At 43.7% G+C, this 15,824-nt stretch carries 16 protein-coding genes; all 16 read right to left on the reverse strand.

What is annotated here, in order from left to right:
* Positions 1-72: 72 nt before the first annotated feature.
* The 16 genes from N5C46_RS04770 to N5C46_RS04845 all read right to left on the reverse strand — a co-directional run bounded on the left by N5C46_RS04770 (position 73) and on the right by N5C46_RS04845 (position 15,824).
* On the reverse strand, positions 73-1,776 hold the full coding sequence (locus N5C46_RS04770; RefSeq protein ID WP_261751139.1) for a proline--tRNA ligase: 1,704 nt from the start codon (positions 1,774-1,776) through the stop codon (positions 73-75).
* 143 nt (positions 1,777-1,919) lie between these two features.
* A complete protein-coding gene (gene rseP, locus N5C46_RS04775; RefSeq protein WP_261751140.1) occupies positions 1,920-3,176 on the reverse strand; it encodes an RIP metalloprotease RseP in 1,257 nt (418 codons plus the stop codon).
* 121 nt (positions 3,177-3,297) lie between these two features.
* Positions 3,298-4,440 carry a 1-deoxy-D-xylulose-5-phosphate reductoisomerase gene (gene dxr, locus N5C46_RS04780; RefSeq protein ID WP_261751141.1) on the reverse strand — a complete coding sequence of 381 codons (1,143 nt, stop codon included), beginning with the start codon at positions 4,438-4,440 and terminating at the stop codon, positions 3,298-3,300.
* Positions 4,441-4,486: 46 nt separating this feature from the next.
* Complete coding sequence (locus tag N5C46_RS04785; RefSeq protein WP_079531434.1) at positions 4,487-5,269, reverse strand: phosphatidate cytidylyltransferase; 783 nt, start codon at positions 5,267-5,269, stop codon at positions 4,487-4,489.
* A complete protein-coding gene (locus N5C46_RS04790) occupies positions 5,269-6,060 on the reverse strand; it encodes an undecaprenyl pyrophosphate synthase (RefSeq protein ID WP_261751142.1) in 792 nt (263 codons plus the stop codon). Before N5C46_RS04790 ends, N5C46_RS04785 begins: the two co-directional genes overlap by 1 nt.
* Before the next feature lie 268 nt (positions 6,061-6,328).
* Positions 6,329-6,886 carry a ribosome recycling factor gene (gene frr / locus N5C46_RS04795; protein ID WP_261751143.1) on the reverse strand — a complete coding sequence of 186 codons (558 nt, stop codon included), beginning with the start codon at positions 6,884-6,886 and terminating at the stop codon, positions 6,329-6,331.
* Positions 6,886-7,611, reverse strand: coding sequence for a UMP kinase (pyrH, locus tag N5C46_RS04800; RefSeq protein ID WP_034760174.1), 726 nt, complete (start codon positions 7,609-7,611; stop codon positions 6,886-6,888). The genes frr and pyrH overlap by 1 nt, the downstream gene beginning before the upstream one ends.
* Positions 7,612-7,699: 88 nt before the next feature.
* Positions 7,700-8,581 (reverse strand): translation elongation factor Ts, encoded by an 882-nt coding sequence (gene tsf / locus N5C46_RS04805; RefSeq protein ID WP_034760176.1) that lies wholly within the window; start codon positions 8,579-8,581, stop codon positions 7,700-7,702.
* Positions 8,582-8,732: 151 nt separating this feature from the next.
* Positions 8,733-9,440, reverse strand: coding sequence for a 30S ribosomal protein S2 (gene rpsB / locus N5C46_RS04810; protein WP_034760179.1), 708 nt, complete (start codon positions 9,438-9,440; stop codon positions 8,733-8,735).
* 160 nt (positions 9,441-9,600) lie between these two features.
* Positions 9,601-10,110, reverse strand: a complete 510-nt coding sequence (locus N5C46_RS04815) for a DUF6115 domain-containing protein (protein ID WP_261751144.1) — start codon at positions 10,108-10,110, stop codon at positions 9,601-9,603.
* A gap of 147 nt (positions 10,111-10,257) precedes the next feature.
* Positions 10,258-11,016 carry a FliA/WhiG family RNA polymerase sigma factor gene (locus N5C46_RS04820; RefSeq protein WP_261751145.1) on the reverse strand — a complete coding sequence of 253 codons (759 nt, stop codon included), beginning with the start codon at positions 11,014-11,016 and terminating at the stop codon, positions 10,258-10,260.
* A gap of 75 nt (positions 11,017-11,091) precedes the next feature.
* A complete protein-coding gene (locus tag N5C46_RS04825; protein WP_261751146.1) occupies positions 11,092-11,589 on the reverse strand; it encodes a chemotaxis protein CheD in 498 nt (165 codons plus the stop codon).
* Positions 11,586-12,221, reverse strand: coding sequence for a chemotaxis protein CheC (locus tag N5C46_RS04830; RefSeq protein ID WP_261751147.1), 636 nt, complete (start codon positions 12,219-12,221; stop codon positions 11,586-11,588). The genes N5C46_RS04825 and N5C46_RS04830 overlap by 4 nt, the downstream gene beginning before the upstream one ends.
* 15 nt (positions 12,222-12,236) lie before the next feature.
* Positions 12,237-12,683: a chemotaxis protein CheW gene (locus N5C46_RS04835; protein ID WP_261751148.1), complete on the reverse strand. Its 447-nt coding sequence runs from the start codon at positions 12,681-12,683 to the stop codon at positions 12,237-12,239.
* Between the two features lie 12 nt (positions 12,684-12,695).
* Positions 12,696-14,732, reverse strand: coding sequence for a chemotaxis protein CheA (locus N5C46_RS04840; RefSeq protein ID WP_261751149.1), 2,037 nt, complete (start codon positions 14,730-14,732; stop codon positions 12,696-12,698).
* Positions 14,733-14,747: 15 nt separating this feature from the next.
* A complete protein-coding gene (locus N5C46_RS04845; RefSeq protein WP_261751150.1) occupies positions 14,748-15,824 on the reverse strand; it encodes a protein-glutamate methylesterase/protein-glutamine glutaminase in 1,077 nt (358 codons plus the stop codon).

Here is a 15,824-nt window from a genome sequence, read left to right on the forward strand (position 1 = left end):
TCAGATTGTTTACAGAATAAAAAGGGCTGACAGCAAAAGGATGGCCTCCTTTAAAGTCGAGCCCTTTTAGATTTACGAAAGAGTCTTGAATAGTTCTTGCAGTTTGGAGAGAAGTTCATCTTTATGAACCTCCAGCATTTCACCGGTTTTCCTGACTTTCACTTCTACGATTCCTTCTCCGGCTTTCTTCCCGACCGTTACGCGGATCGGCAGTCCGATCAAGTCTGAATCGGCAAACTTCACTCCCGGACGTTCAGCCCGATCATCCATTAATATATCATATCTGTTTTCTTTAAAGGTGTCATATAGTTCGTTCGACAGTGTTGCCTGTGCTTCATCCTTCATATTGATTGGGATTAAATGAAGGTCGTATGGAGACAGGTCCGTCGGCCATAATAGACCCCTGTCATCGTTGAATTGTTCCGCAACCGCAGCTAAAGTACGGGAAACTCCTATCCCGTAACAGCCCATTATGACGGATTGAGACCGGCCGTTTTCATCAAGGAATGAGCTTCCTAAAGCATCTGAATACCTGGTTCCGAGTTTGAAAACATGTCCCACTTCTATTCCCTTTGCGAAAAGAATCGTCCCCTGTCCGTCAGGAGAAGGATCCCCTTCTTGAATAAAACGCAGGTCTGCATACTGGGATACCTCAAAATCACGTTCAGGATTCACTTTGGTAAAATGATATCCTGACTCATTCGCCCCTGCAACACCATTACGGATGTATTTGACTGCTTGATCAGCTACAATCTTCACATTTGACGAGCAGGGACCGACAGATCCAATTTCGCATCCGGTGACCTCTTTCGTTTCTTCAGCTGAAGCAAGCTCAACCACGCTTGCATGTAAAAGATTCTTCACTTTAATATCATTGATTTCGTGATCACCACGGGATAATACCAAAACAAATTCATCATCCACTTTAAATAAAAGCGACTTAATACATTGATCCTTCCCTACGGATAAGAAAGAGGAAACTTCTTCAATGGATTTGGCGTCAGGTGTTGATACCTTTTCCAATTCTTGCATCTCTTCGGTGGATTCGGTGTACGCATCCACCACTTCAGCCATCTCGATATTGGCGGCATAATCAGATGAATCGGAATAAGCGATCGTATCTTCACCAACCTCTGATAGCACCATGAATTCATGTGTGTCTTTACCGCCCATGGCACCTGAATCAGCAATGACCGCCCTGAAATTCAAACCGCATCGGCTGAATATGTTGGAATACGCTTTAAATAATGCATCATACGTCTCGTCCAGGCTTTCAAATGACGAATGGAAAGAGTACGCATCCTTCATGATGAATTCCCTTCCCCTCAATAATCCAAAGCGTGGACGTTTCTCATCACGGAATTTCGTTTGGATCTGATACATGGTAAGGGGCAGGCGTTTGTATGATTTAATTTCATCCCTCACTAAGCTGGTGATGACTTCCTCATGGGTGGCTCCAAGAGCAAACTCACGATCATGACGATCATTCATGCGCATCAATTCCGGTCCGTATGTACCCCAGCGCCCGGATTCCTTCCAGAGTTCGGAAGGTTGAAGGGCAGGCATAAGCAATTCTACAGCACCTGCTGCATCCAATTCCTCACGAATGATTTCTTCTACTTTTTTCAACACTTTATTTCCCAGCGGCAGAAAGCTATAGATCCCGCTGGCATTTTGTCTGATGAATCCCGCACGCATGAGAAGCTGATGACTTTTGATTTCCGCATCAGCAGGTGTTTCCCTCAGTGTCGGGATGAATGTATTTTGTTGCTTCATTTACTAGCACCTCATACCGTAAAATTATTTATGTAGTGTAAGAATTTCCTTCTCACTATTTTAACTTAAATGAACAGGCAGTAACACCCTCATTTTTTGATCGCAAAGGGAGAAACTGCCTGTTTTGGTTCATTCGTTGAATTCTAAAGGAAAAATCTTTGTATGTCATTCCATGTGACGACGAGCATGAGTACCATGAGAAGGGCGAATCCGACGAAGTGGACCATCCCTTCCATTTGACGATCTACAGGTTTTCCTCTGACCGCTTCTACGGCGAAGAATAGCAGTCTGCCTCCATCAAGGGCCGGAATCGGTAGTAAATTCATGATTCCCAGATTGATGCTGAGGATCGCTGCCCATCTCATCAGATAGTATATTCCTGATTTCGCTACGACATCTGTCGATTGATAGATTCCGACAGGTCCTGATAAGGCATCGATGGAAAATTCCCCAGACACAAGCTTTCCTAACAGGACAAAAATCATTTTGGTCCATTCATAGGTTTGCTGGGCACTGTTGGAGACGACCTTGAGTGGTGACTTCTCCACGGGGCTGTGGACGCCTATGATGCCGATCTCTTTCCCCTCGATTTCCTGAGGTTTTGGAGTGACAGGGATTTCAGTGTTTGAGCCATCCCGGTCAACATTGAATCTCAGTTCATCTCCCGGATGTTTCTGTATAATCGTCACGATATCATCCCAAGTGGAAATTTCTTTCCCGTCGATACTCATGACGATGTCATTCTTTTGAAGTCCGGCCTCTTTCGCTGCCCCGTCTTCAGTCAATTCCCCAAGTACCGGGTCGTTTGTTGGTACACCCTGTAATAGACCGACCAGGATAAAGATAAAGAAAGCCAAAATGAAATTAAATAATGGTCCGGCAAAGATGGCCAAGGCCCTTTGGGGAAGGGTCTTGGAAGCGAACTGTCGATCCCATGGGGCTAGTTGCGTTTCAACACCATCTTCAATGAATACCGCATCCCGTGAAATCGGGAAGGTTTTCAATTCTTCCTCGTCTTCCTCATATCCGCGGATATGAAGTCTATGCTCGAGGTCTGCTTCTTCCACTTCGATGACACGAATATTAGGATAGCGATCTTTATTATTCATGACAATTTTAACGATCTTTTCATGCTGATCGAGTACAAGCCCAACACGATGACCAGCCTTGAGCTCTACCATCTCAGGATCTTCTCCCGCCATCCGTACAAAGCCCCCGAGAGGCAGTAAACGAATGGTGTAGGTTGTTTCATCCTTTTTATAAGAAAATATTTTAGGACCAAACCCTATGGCAAATTCACGGCATAGGATCCCTGCACGTTTAGCGAAGATTAAATGCCCAAGTTCATGAAAAAATACTAAAGCCCCAAAAATAACAATAAAGGCAATCACCGTTTGCAAATAAAAAACCACCTTTTTTATAACCTGTTGGTAACAGATTTAAATGTTAAAGTATCCAGTAAGAAACATGTCCACTATCATTCTACGTAACAGACTGTGTAAACATGCTAAAGACCGTTGCCTACACCCAACCTGAAACGAGTCGACGGGTCTCGAGATCTATTTCATGTATGGTTTCAAGGTCAGGTCTATGTATAACCTGGTGGGCATTCATAGCCTTTTCGATATATGTTTCTATGTCGAGGAAGGATATTTTATTATCCAGGAACAGCGCTACGCTTGCTTCATTTGCGGCATTCAGAACCGTCGTCATACTTCCGCCGATCCTTCCCGCTTCGTATGCAAAAGCCAGGCACCGGAAACGATCTAAATCCATTTTTTCAAAATGGAGTTTTCCTATTTCTACAAGGTCCAGCCTTTTACCGGGTCTTTGAAGCCTGTCCGGATAGGTAAGGGCGTATTGAATGGGAACACGCATATCCGGTGTACCCAGTTGGGCCATGACAGATGAGTCATGAAATTGAATCATCGAGTGAATGATGCTTTCCCTGTGTTGCACAACGTCTATCCGGTCATATGGGATATCGAACAACCAATGAGCTTCGATGACCTCTAACCCTTTATTCATCATGGATGCCGAGTCGATGGTAATCTTAGCCCCCATTGACCAATTTGGATGATTCAACGCTTCATGTACCGTGACACCGACCAATTCTTCCCTCGTACGATCTCTGAAACTTCCACCAGACGCCGTAATGATTAACTTTTCTATATTCTTTTCACGCTCACCCTGAAGGGCCTGGAAGATTGCGGAATGTTCACTATCGACAGGCAGCAGGGACGTCCCTTTGGCCCTTGCCGCTTCCATAACCAGATGACCGGCTGTCACCAGGGTTTCTTTGTTGGCAATCGCAATCGTTTTACCGGCCTCAATGGCTTGAAGGGTAGGATATAATCCTACACTCCCAAGTACCGCATTCACAAGGATATCGGCATCCTGGTGACAAGCTACCTCCACTAATCCTTCATCACCATGAAGGACTTTTACAGAAGAAGGAAACTCCCTTGATAATGTTTCAGCATCTTCTTTACGCTGGACAGAAACGAGCCTGGGATTAAATTCAGTGATCATCTTCCTGGCTTCTTCTATATTTTTGCCGACAGACATAGCTGTCAGTCTAAATTCTTCAGGATGTTCCCGAATGACATCCAGGGTTTGTGTCCCGATCGACCCTGTAGCACCCATTAAGCTGATTTTCTTCAATAACTACACTCCTCCCGATTACGACCTTCCTCACCTTCATTCCACCCTATAACAGAAAGTGAAGGAGGGGTAAAACAAATAACAAGCTATCGAAACGATCCAGCATACCACCGTGGCCCGGCAGTAAATGTCCTGAATCCTTCACTTTGTAATGCCTTTTCAGGGCAGACTCCACCAAGTCCCCCACTTGCCCAAAAATAGATAGAATCGCTGTCACGATCACCAGTTTAGGGAGGGACATTTCAAGATCGGTGAAGAACGTCATGATGACGCCCACGATGACGGCACAAATGATGCCTCCAACGAAGCCTTCAACGGTCTTATTCGGGCTGATTTCCGGCCATAACTTCTTTTTCCCCATTGCCCTGCCGATGAAATAAGCACCCGAGTCGGTTGCCCAAATGATAAATAACGCATAAAAAACAAATTGCACGCCTTCCAGACGGATTTCCATGAAATAATAGAAACCGATCCCAACATATAAAACGCTTAAAAGTGAAAACGCCACATCATCAAAATTGAAACGATTCTTGGTCGCCACTGTATACGTTAAAAATAATAACACGGCAAGAAAGGCAAGCTCAATCTTGGAGTAACCGAAATCTTCAATGATTCCAATCGTTTCCGTCGGAATGAGGAACACCCATAAAAGAGCAAGGGACAACAAGCCCGGGATGCTGAAAATCCATCGGCCCCTCATCTTTAAAGCCTCGTATAAACTTATGGAAGCAATCAGATACATTAAAATGATGAATGGCGTTTCACCAAAAATGATGATTGGTAAAAATATTGCTGCCGCTACCACTGCTGTAATAATTCTTTGTTTCATTAGGATTCCTCGCTTTGTAACCCACCAAATCTTCTTGAACGACCTTGATAAGCCTCGATGGCTTCAACTAAATGTTCCTTACCGAAATCCGGCCACAGTACATCTGTAAAAAAGAATTCCGTATAAGCCAATTGCCAAAGCATAAAGTTACTTAAACGGATTTCTCCACTCGTTCGAATAAGCAGGTCTGGATCTTTTAAATCTTTTGTCATTAAATAACTTGAAAATACTTCTTCGTTTAAATCACTCTCATCTAGTATTCCATTCTGGACATCATTTAAGACATGCTTCATAGAATCGATGATTTCTGACCGGCTGCCGTAGTTCAATGCAAAGTTAAGGATAAGCCCGTCATTGTGCCTGGTTGCATCCATGGCCTTTTTAACGGCTGTTTTCGTATGGACTGGCAAGGCTTCCGGAGACCCCATCATCTTCACCTGAACATTTTCTTCAACCAATTCGGGAAGAAACGTCCCGAGAAATTCCTCTGGTAATTTCATAAGGAACTCGACTTCCATTTTAGGGCGTTTCCAGTTCTCTGTAGAAAAAGCATATAGGGTCAAGGCTTCGAGTCCCAGTTCATTTGCCAATTTGGTAATCCTGCGGACACACTTCATGCCTTCATGGTGTCCTGCAACCCTTGGCAACGCCCTTTTTTTGGCCCATCGTCCATTACCATCCATTATGATCGCTATATGACCCGGAATCGGGTGTTTTAATAATTCCTGAAATCGATCATCCACTTCCTCGGAAGTTTGCTGTCGTTTCCATTGCTTAAGCTTGTTTAGCATAAAAAATCCTCCACCAACAATCCAAAAAATATTTACCTTTACTATCATATCAAAAAACAAGGAAGATATCTTTAAGAAAATAGATTATGTATATTCATATAAATATTCAGGTCGTTTTTCCAGGTCGTTCGCCCAAACACGCCCTGAACAAAACGATCCTCAGAGAAAAGGAATGCTATGTCTGGCCTTCTATTAAAACAAAGGGACCGGCCCATAAGGAATATGAGTTCACTTACAGGACAGCCCCGAATGATTCGTTTATGAAAGATTACACTTCCAGCATTTCTTGTTCTTTATCTTTTGCAATGTTATCAATTTTGACGATACTTTCATCCGTCGCTTTTTGAACATCATCAGAGTAGCCACGAAGATCATCTTCAGTGATGTCACCGTTCTTCTCTTTTTTCTTCAATTCATCGTTAGCATCACGACGAATATTACGGATGGCGACCTTAGCATCTTCCGCTTCTTTTTTGACAAGCTTCACAAGTTCCTTGCGTCGCTCTTCCGTTAAAGCAGGAACGACGATTCGGATGATGTTTCCGTCACTTGTAGGCGTAATCCCCAGATCCGACTTCAGGATTGCCTTCTCGATGTCCCCTAAAGCTGATTTGTCATAAGGTTGTATGACAAGCATACGGGCTTCAGGAATGGAGATTCCGGCTAATTGATTGACTGGTGTCGGTGCACCATAGTAATCAACCGAGATCTTATCGAGCAGGGAAGCATTGGCTCTTCCTGCGCGGATGCTCGCTAACTCACGTGAAAATGTTTGAATGGCTTTGGACATTCTTTCCTTTGCATTTGTGATGATCGTGTTTGGCATTATGATTTCCCCCTTACGATTGTACCGATATTTTCACCAGTAATGGCTCTCTTGATATTTCCATTCTCCATAATGGAGAATACAATAAGCGGAATATCATTGTCCATACATAGAGAAGATGCTGTTGAATCCATGACGGCCAAGCCTTCCTTCAGAACATCCAAATAGGATAGTTCTTCATATTTAACAGCCGTTTCGTCCTTCTTAGGATCTGCTGAATATACTCCATCTACGTTGTTCTTAGCCATAAGAATAACTTCTGCTTCGATTTCCGCCGCTCGGAGCGCAGCTGTAGTATCCGTCGAGAAGTATGGATTCCCTGTACCAGCCGCAAAGATGACAACCCGTTTCTTCTCTAGATGACGGATGGCTCTGCGTCTAATGTATGGTTCTGCCACTTGGCGCATATCAATGGATGTTTGAACCCTTGTCTCGATGCCCAGCTGTTCAAGACTGTCTTGAAGAGCCAAAGAGTTCATGACGGTCGCAAGCATCCCCATATAATCTGCAGATGCACGATCCATTCCCATCTCACTACCTATTTTACCACGCCAGATATTTCCTCCGCCAACTACAACTGCTACTTCTACATCAAGTTCAGCGATTTCTTTTACTTCTTCTGCTACATTTTTAATGACAGAAGGATTAATTCCGAAGCCATCATCACCGGCTAATGCTTCTCCACTAAGTTTAAGAACGACACGTTTGTATTTTGGAACGCTCATGGGAACCTCCGTAAAAATAGAATTTTTCTTGAAAAATAGGGAACACACTAGGTGTTCCCTACTAAATAATGTTTAACTTTAGCTGATCTTATTTGTTAACTTGATTCATTACTTCTTCAGCGAAGTTTTCTTGACGCTTTTCAAGACCTTCTCCTACTTCGTAACGAGTGAAATCAGTTAAAGTAGCTTTGTTTGCTTCCAGGTATTGACGTACTTTTTGGTCTGGATTCTTAACGAATGTTTGATCCAGGATGCAGATATCTTCAAAGTATTTACCAAGGCGGCCTTCTACCATTTTTTCAACGATGTTTTCAGGTTTACCTTCGTTTAGTGCTTGTTGTTTAAGTACTTCACGCTCACGTTCTACTTCTTCAGCAGAAACCTGGTCGCGGGAAACATACTTAGGATTCAGTGCTGCAGCGTGCATAGCAACATCTTTCGCTACACTTGCATCAGTCGTACCTTCCACTACTGTAAGAACAGCAATGCGGCCACCCATGTGCAGGTATTCACCGAACGCAGCGTTATCATCTTTCGTACGGATCTCAAAACGGCGAAGAGTGATTTTCTCCCCGATTTTTGCGATGGCAGCGTTGATGAATTCACTTACAGTTGAACCATTTGCCATTTTTTGCTCAAGAGCTTCTTCAACAGAAGCCGGCTTGTTAGCAAGAAGGTGATCAGATAGTTCTTTAACAAGGTTTTGGAAGTTTTCGTTTTTCGCAACGAAATCTGTTTCTGCGTTCACTTCAAGGATGATTGCAGTGTTTCCTTCGCTTGCAATGTAAGTAGTTCCTTCAGCCGCGATACGGTCCGCTTTTTTAGCTGCTTTCGCGATTCCTTTTTCACGTAGGAAGTCAATTGCTTTGTCCATGTCTCCGTCAGTTTCTGTTAACGCTTTTTTACAATCCATCATTCCAGCGCCAGTCTTTTCACGAAGTTCTTTAACCATTTGTGCAGTAATTGCCATAGTGGGTTTCCTCCTTAGTTTGACTATGTAGACTTCAGGGACCTATTGGTATGAGTCAATAAATGTACCGACACACTGATAGAGTGCGGTACAAGTGAATATTCTTTAAAAAAAGGTGATAAGGGTAAGCCCTCTTATCACCTTTCGTTGATTACTCAGCTGCTACAGCTGCTTCTTCACCTTGCTTAGCTTCTAAAATAGCGTCCGCCATTTTACCTGTTAGAAGCTTAACCGCGCGGATCGCATCATCATTCGCAGGAATGACAACATCGATTTCATCCGGATCACAGTTTGTATCAACGATACCCACGATAGGGATATGAAGTTTACGAGCTTCTGCTACTGCGATACGCTCTTTACGAGGGTCGATGATGAATAATGCATCAGGTAGCGTGTTCATATCTTTGATTCCGCCTAAGAATTTAACTAAGCGCTCATGTTCTTTTTTAAGTTGTACAACTTCTTTCTTCGGAAGTACTTCAAACGTACCGTCTTCTTCCATCTTTTCGATGTTTTTAAGACGTGTAATACGTTTTTGGATTGTTTCGAAGTTTGTAAGTGTTCCACCTAACCAACGTTGGTTGATGTAGTACATACCTGCACGTTCTGCTTCTTCTTTAACAGACTCTTGTGCTTGTTTTTTTGTTCCTACGAAAAGAACTTTACCGCCGTTACCAGCTAGTTCTTTCACGAAGTTATAAGCTTCTTCAACCTTTTTAACTGTTTTTTGAAGGTCGATGATGTAGATGCCGTTACGCTCAGTGAAGATGTATCTCTTCATTTTTGGGTTCCAACGGCGAGTTTGGTGTCCGAAATGTACACCAGCTTCAAGCAATTGTTTCATAGAAATTACTGACATGTGTGTTTCCTCCTAAATGGTTTTTGTTTTTCTCCTCCGTTTCCGTCATCTGGAAAGTAGAAACTATTCTAAAGAATAGCACCATCTACCCCACTCGGGAAACGTGTGTAATCACACCATGAATACTATAGCATACCTATCCCGGACAGGCAAGGACTTCCTACATAATTTGACGAAATTTCAGCAGGAGCTCGATTTCTGTTTGACCTTTCCCAAGAGATTCGGCTATTTCTTCAATTGACATCCCCTTTTCCTTTAAAGTCAATACTTTTTTCAGGAGTGGGTCTTGTTCGGATTTATTTGATTGGTCACCGGGTTCCGGTCCTTGGTCTTTCACCTGTTTATAAGCTTGTGAAGCACGCTTATACCCTGCACCTGTCCACTTTGTGACTTTCACAGAAGTCTCTAGATCCTCTTGTTCGTTTTCTTCGGTGTGAAGGTTGTCTTCTTTAACGTTATGGATTTGTGTACTGAACTTTCGCATGAATTCATCATTTTCTTCTTTCATTTCTATCAGATAAGCTGAAATGACATCTTCCATTTCAACAATGATCTTCTTTTGCTCTTTTTCCATGTTTACAAAACGGTTTTGTCTGGAGTATAAAATGACGATTGAAAGCAGGGAAACGATATTTAGAAGAAAAGAGATAAAAAGTAGAAACGTAACCATGTCATCACCCTATTATGTTTGATTTTACTACTTCTTTTGACTTATTTTTTCCGGCAAGTAAAAAGACTGCTCCCATACGTGCATGTTACAGGGACAGTCCATCAGTGAGTATTATTTTGGGGTTGTGGCACCCTCATTTCACAGCATTTATGAGCCCAGGAGATTTCGTAATTTAAAAATGGATTTGGAATGAATCTGCGAAATCCTGGATGTGGACAGGCTCATGACTTCACCTATTTCCGTCAGCGTCAGTTCTTCCTTATAGAATAAACTTAACACAAGCTGTTCTTTCTCTGAAAGGGTCAAGATCGTTTTCTCTAATTCATTCAGTTTTTCACCTTTCAATACTTCCTCTTCGGGTGAAATCGTTTTATGATCTTTAATGGAATAGTTTTGAGATTCGTGATCGTCATCAGTCAATTGCTCATCCATGGAAAGGACATTGGCAAAGAAATGCTCATTTGTGGTCTGGTATACTTCCTCAGGCGTCATTTCCAATGAAGCTGCCACTTCCTCTGCGCTCACGTGGCGTAATAGCGTTTGTTCTAGTTCCACGGTCCTGGCCTCGATCTTTTTTGCCCGGTCCCTTGTAGACCGGGGAAGCCAGTCTTCTTTTCTCAGCCCATCAAGGATGGCCCCCCTGACCCGGAACGACGCATATGTATCAAACTTTAAATCTCTTGTAGGATCAAATTTCTGAAGTGCATCCAGCAACCCCATCAAACCAAGACTCTTAATATCTTCTCTCGAGACGTTCCTTGGCAGGCCAACGGAAATTCGCTGCACATGATACGACACAAGTGGCATGTACTTTTTCACTAACATATCTCCGGCTTCTGTATCACGACGGTTGATCCATTTCTCCCAATATTGTTGTTCATCTGTTCGAGTGGATTGTTGAGACATAAGAATCCTCCTTGCTGACTAATTCTTTCATGGTATCGCTTAGTGATTGATTTTACCTGAGCAGAATGAATGACTTCACAATTCCTTAGTACCTTCATTTACCGTACGTACCTGTAGAATCCCGGTGGACGTAAAGAATTCTATCGTTCTTCCTTTGTTGCCGCCTAAATCCTCGGAAACCACCGGCACTCCATGCTTTGAAAGGGCAACTTTTACAGCTTCCGCATTCCTTGGGCCGATCCTCATGACGTCACTCTTCGATTGAAATTGAAACATTTGTGCACCGCCAGCCATTTTGCACTGAAGTCGTTTAACACTGGCCCCACGGTCTCTCAGCTGACCTATGAGTTCGGCAATTCCTGTGTCGGCGTATTTGGCGGGATTCGGTTTCGTTTCATTTCCGATCGAGGAGTGAGGGAGCATCACATGGACCATCCCGGCCAGCTTGAGGAAATCATCATATAAAACGACCCCGACGCACGATCCAAGGCCCGAGGTGCGGATCGAGCCTCCACCCTCGACGATATTCATATCCGCAATTCCGACCTTCACAACGGTGCTGGTGCCCATCATAGGCTTACACCCAATGATTGAAAAATGATTTCAAAGGATTCGGGATCCGGCAGGAGGAAGAAGTGACCTTTCACACTTTCCGACTCCTCACCTTCCTCTTCCTTAAGGGCAGTGTCTATGACGATGGCATAATCACTCACCTGGGATATTTCCAGTAAACCAAACCCGATGATAGCCCCTGCCATGTCAACGGATAGAGCAGGAACGGACGGGAGAAGCTTAAGGTTCGTAAAGTCCGACAGGGAGGATAAATATGAACCCGAAAGAATATTCCCCAGTTCCTGCATGGCAGAGAGCCCCAATTCTGAATAAGGAGGGGCGTTGAATGAGAAGGAGCGATCCTGTATCATGCTTCGAATATACATGGACGCCTGTTCAAGTGGCAATAGGAAGAACATGCTCCCCGGCGCCTCCCCTTCAATCCGTAAGAATACGCTTACGACCACATTGTCAGGACCTCCCGCCATTTCCATCATTTCATCAAATGAAACGACTTGAACACTCGGGACTTTCATATCAATCTTTTTATCAAGCAGGGTAGAAAGGGCAGTCGCAGCATGCCCCGCTCCTATATTACCGATTTCTTTCAATATATCTAGATGCATCGATGTTATCTTTTTTTCGTAGCCCAAACGATTCCCTCCCCCTTAGATGGATTGAAGTATTTTATCTAAATGGAGAATGATCAGAAGGCGTTTGTTTTGCTTTACGACTCCACCTATATACTCAGCTTCGACGACTCCCACTACTTCCGGGGAGGGTTCAATCGATTCTCTGGAAACATCCAGCACATCATTGGCAGCATCCACGATCAGACCAACCTCTTTGTCCTCTAATCCTGCAATGATCACACGCGTACTGTCAGTCGGCTCAGAAACTGGTAAATCGAATCGGCTCCTTAAGTCGATGATTGGTGTCACAACCCCTCGCAGGTTGATCACACCTTTCACATAGGAGGCGGTTCTCGGAACTCTTGTAATATGTTCGAGCTTCTCGATGGATCGCACCTGGTGCACTGGAATGGCGTATTCCTTATCCACCAATTGAAATACGATAAGCTTTAAATCTTCCACTGCATCTATTATTTCACTCATTACCCTTACCTCCTATTTTATTAACGCATTGCAATCAACAATCAGCGCTACTTGCCCGTCTCCTAAAATGGTCGCACCAGAGATCGCAAATACATCGTTCAAATAATTCCCTAACGATTTCAATACAACTTCCTGCTGACCAATAAAGGAGTCGACGACTAACCCGGCCATTTTTTCACCTTTTCGTACAATGACAACCGAATACAATTCTTCCTCTTTGGAATGTTTCGGTACCTCAAATACATCCTCAAGGAACAGCAATGGTACGACTTTTCCTCTGAAATCGATCACTCTCTGATTGTGAGCTTTCATGATTTCTTCCTTTTTCACAATTGCCGTCTCAATAATGGAAGAAAGAGGAATGGCATACTTTTCTTCTTGGATTTCTACCAGCATGACTGAAATGATAGATAACGTGAGTGGCAATTGGATAGAAAACAATGACCCCTGTCCAACCGTTGAATCAATCGTAATGGAACCACCCAGAGACTCGATCGTCGCTTTCACTACATCCAATCCGACTCCTCTTCCGGAGATATCCGAAATTTGTTCGGCTGTTGAGAACCCTGAAGCAAGTATCAGTTCGTAGATTTGTCGATCGGTTAATGTATGAGCGGCTTCATCTGAGACGATTCCTTTCTGGATTGCCTTCTCGAGGACCCTCTCTTTGTTGATGCCTGCTCCATCGTCTTCCAGTTCAATAAAGACATGATTCCCGCTATGATACGCTTTCAACTTGACGGTTCCCTGTTCCGGCTTTCCATTTTTCATACGGAGTTCCGGCATTTCGATACCATGGTCCAATGCGTTTCGTATCAAGTGAACAAGGGGATCACCTATTTCATCTATTACCGTTCGGTCAAGTTCCGTTTCTGCACCGATGATTTCTAATTCGATTTTTTTATTTAAATCCCGTGCAAGCTGCCTGACCATTCGTGGGAAGCGATTAAATACGGTTTCAACAGGAACCATACGCATATTCAGGATGATATTCTGCAAATCTCCTGATATTCTTGTCATTCTTTCCACAGTTTCATTTAACTCGGGATTATTCAAATCCTTGGAGATTTGTTCTAATCTCCCTCTATCAATGACCAGCTCCTCAAAAAGGTTCATAAGGACATCCAGTCGTTCAATATTGACACGAATCGTTTTATTGGAAGGATTCGAATGCTTCGTCGCGTTGCCGGCAGGTTTAGAAGTCTCCTGTCCTTTTACTTCCATTTCTTTCTGAGCAGGTTCTGTATCGGCAGCCTCTACTTGATTCTGACTCTCGAGATGCTGGCTCGTGAGTTCCACAACAGAGACTTCGTCCACTTCAGAAACTTTACGCACCGCATTCTCTATATGGACGGCATCTTCTTTCGACACAACGGCAATAACGAAGGAATGGTCGAACTGCTCCTCCTCAAGCTGATCTACTGTCGGAAGGGACTTGATGACTTCACCTAATTTCCCCAACACCTCAAAGACCATATACACCCGTGCAGCTTTAAGCAGGCAATCCTCACGGAGTGAAACGGAAATTTCAAAACAGCGGAATCCTTGTTCTTGGGATTGTTGGATGACCGTTTGCTCAAAGGCTTCATATTGCATGGAGAATGTCTGTCTTTCAACCACTTCCGCAGTAGCAGCCACCTCACTGTCTACAAGTGCTGAGTGTAGACTTTCCCCTTTTTCTATGGACTCAAGCATCGCTACCACTTCTGTGACATCCCGCTTACCATCTCCTCCATCGGCAATGGAGAGCACCATGGCTTCAAGATCATCCACGGATTTAAACACAACATCCAGGATTTCAGGTGACACCTTTATTTTTTCATTACGGATGGCATCAAGAACATTTTCCATTTTATGGGTTAAATTTGCTAAATCCTCATATCCCATAGTGGCAGACATTCCTTTAAGTGTATGTGCAGATCGAAAGATTTCATTGACAATCGTAAGATCTTCCGGGTTTTTCTCCAATTCAAGCAATTGCTCATTGCAGGTTTGCAAGTTTTCTTTGCTTTCTTCTATAAACACTTCTAAGTATTGACTCAGCTCCATGTGCTCCACACCTCTCTACACCATGTACGTCATTATTGATCGGGGGATATCCCCGATATGCTCCACCCTGTCCACTAACTCTGTAGCGATAGCCGATTTCGGCATACCGAACACAATACAAGTCTCCCTTGATTCTGCAATGGCTTTCACTTCGCCTTGCTCTTTAAGCTTGACCAGTCCATCTGAACCATCCGCTCCCATCCCAGTCAAAACCACAGCTATTTTGGCATAGTTTCGAATCAGGCTTGCAGACTCGAACAAGATGTCAACCGAAGGTCTATGACCATTTTTCGGTTCCTCTTTCGACAGTTGGATCGATAATTGCCCTCCGGTTTCAACCACCTTTGTATGTACACCACCCGGGGCAATATAAGCCGTTCCATTCTCGAGGATTTCACCGTGTTCGGCTTCCTTCACATGGATCGAGGCTTGACCATCCAACCGGTTGGCGAGTGATCTTGTAAATCCCGGCGGCATATGCTGAACGACAACGATTGGCGCATCCAGCTGACGGGGTAATCCTGTTAATACGTTTTGTAATGCCCGGGGGCCGCCCGTCGAAGTTCCTATCAGAATCATCTTAGGGGAATTCACACCCCATGTACGATCAACCGGTAATTTTTCTGTCCTTTCAACTGAGCCGATTCCAGCGTCATTTGCTGACTCCCTCTGAAACCCCCTGGTTATTTTCGCCACATTCACCTTGCTTGCAGCCACTACTTTTTCCACCATTTCATCTTGAATCTTATGAAGATCTAATGAAATGGTCCCTGATGGTTTCGCAACGAAATCAACAGCTCCAAGCTCCATGGCCTTAACCGTCTCATCCGCACCTTCAATGGTAGTGGAAGAAAGCATGACGACAGGGACAGGGCATTCTTCCATAATTCTCCTTAACGCATCTATCCCATTCATCTTCGGCATTTCTACATCAAGGGTTACAACATCGGGTCGAAGTCTCTTAATCTTAGCAATCGCGTCTTCTCCATTCCTTGCAATCCCTATCACTTCTAGCTGTTTGGTGCTCGTTAAAAATTCACTGATAAGTTTCCTCATAAATGCTGAATCATCTACAACTAGAACTTTTTTCAT

It is taken from the genome of Rossellomorea vietnamensis, assembly GCF_025398035.1.
GTDB lineage: Bacteria > Bacillota > Bacilli > Bacillales > Bacillaceae_B > Rossellomorea > Rossellomorea vietnamensis_B.

What these genes read in the sequence shown, in the direction of transcription:
- N5C46_RS04770 (WP_261751139.1), bottom strand. Translation starts at nt 1,776, where the DNA reads ATGAAGCAACAAAATACATTCATCCCGACACTGAGGGAAACACCTGCT.
- N5C46_RS04785 (WP_079531434.1), bottom strand. Translation starts at nt 5,269, where the DNA reads ATGAAACAAAGAATTATTACAGCAGTGGTAGCGGCAGCAATATTTTTA.
- N5C46_RS04790 (WP_261751142.1), bottom strand. Translation starts at nt 6,060, where the DNA reads ATGCTAAACAAGCTTAAGCAATGGAAACGACAGCAAACTTCCGAGGAA.
- frr (WP_261751143.1), bottom strand. Translation starts at nt 6,886, where the DNA reads ATGCCAAACACGATCATCACAAATGCAAAGGAAAGAATGTCCAAAGCC.
- pyrH (WP_034760174.1), bottom strand. Translation starts at nt 7,611, where the DNA reads ATGAGCGTTCCAAAATACAAACGTGTCGTTCTTAAACTTAGTGGAGAA.
- tsf (WP_034760176.1), bottom strand. Translation starts at nt 8,581, where the DNA reads ATGGCAATTACTGCACAAATGGTTAAAGAACTTCGTGAAAAGACTGGC.
- rpsB (WP_034760179.1), bottom strand. Translation starts at nt 9,440, where the DNA reads ATGTCAGTAATTTCTATGAAACAATTGCTTGAAGCTGGTGTACATTTC.
- N5C46_RS04815 (WP_261751144.1), bottom strand. Translation starts at nt 10,110, where the DNA reads ATGGTTACGTTTCTACTTTTTATCTCTTTTCTTCTAAATATCGTTTCC.
- N5C46_RS04820 (WP_261751145.1), bottom strand. Translation starts at nt 11,016, where the DNA reads ATGTCTCAACAATCCACTCGAACAGATGAACAACAATATTGGGAGAAA.
- N5C46_RS04825 (WP_261751146.1), bottom strand. Translation starts at nt 11,589, where the DNA reads ATGATGGGCACCAGCACCGTTGTGAAGGTCGGAATTGCGGATATGAAT.
- N5C46_RS04835 (WP_261751148.1), bottom strand. Translation starts at nt 12,683, where the DNA reads ATGAGTGAAATAATAGATGCAGTGGAAGATTTAAAGCTTATCGTATTT.
- N5C46_RS04840 (WP_261751149.1), bottom strand. Translation starts at nt 14,732, where the DNA reads ATGGAGCTGAGTCAATACTTAGAAGTGTTTATAGAAGAAAGCAAAGAA.
- N5C46_RS04845 (WP_261751150.1), bottom strand. Translation starts at nt 15,824, where the DNA reads ATGAAAAAAGTTCTAGTTGTAGATGATTCAGCATTTATGAGGAAACTT.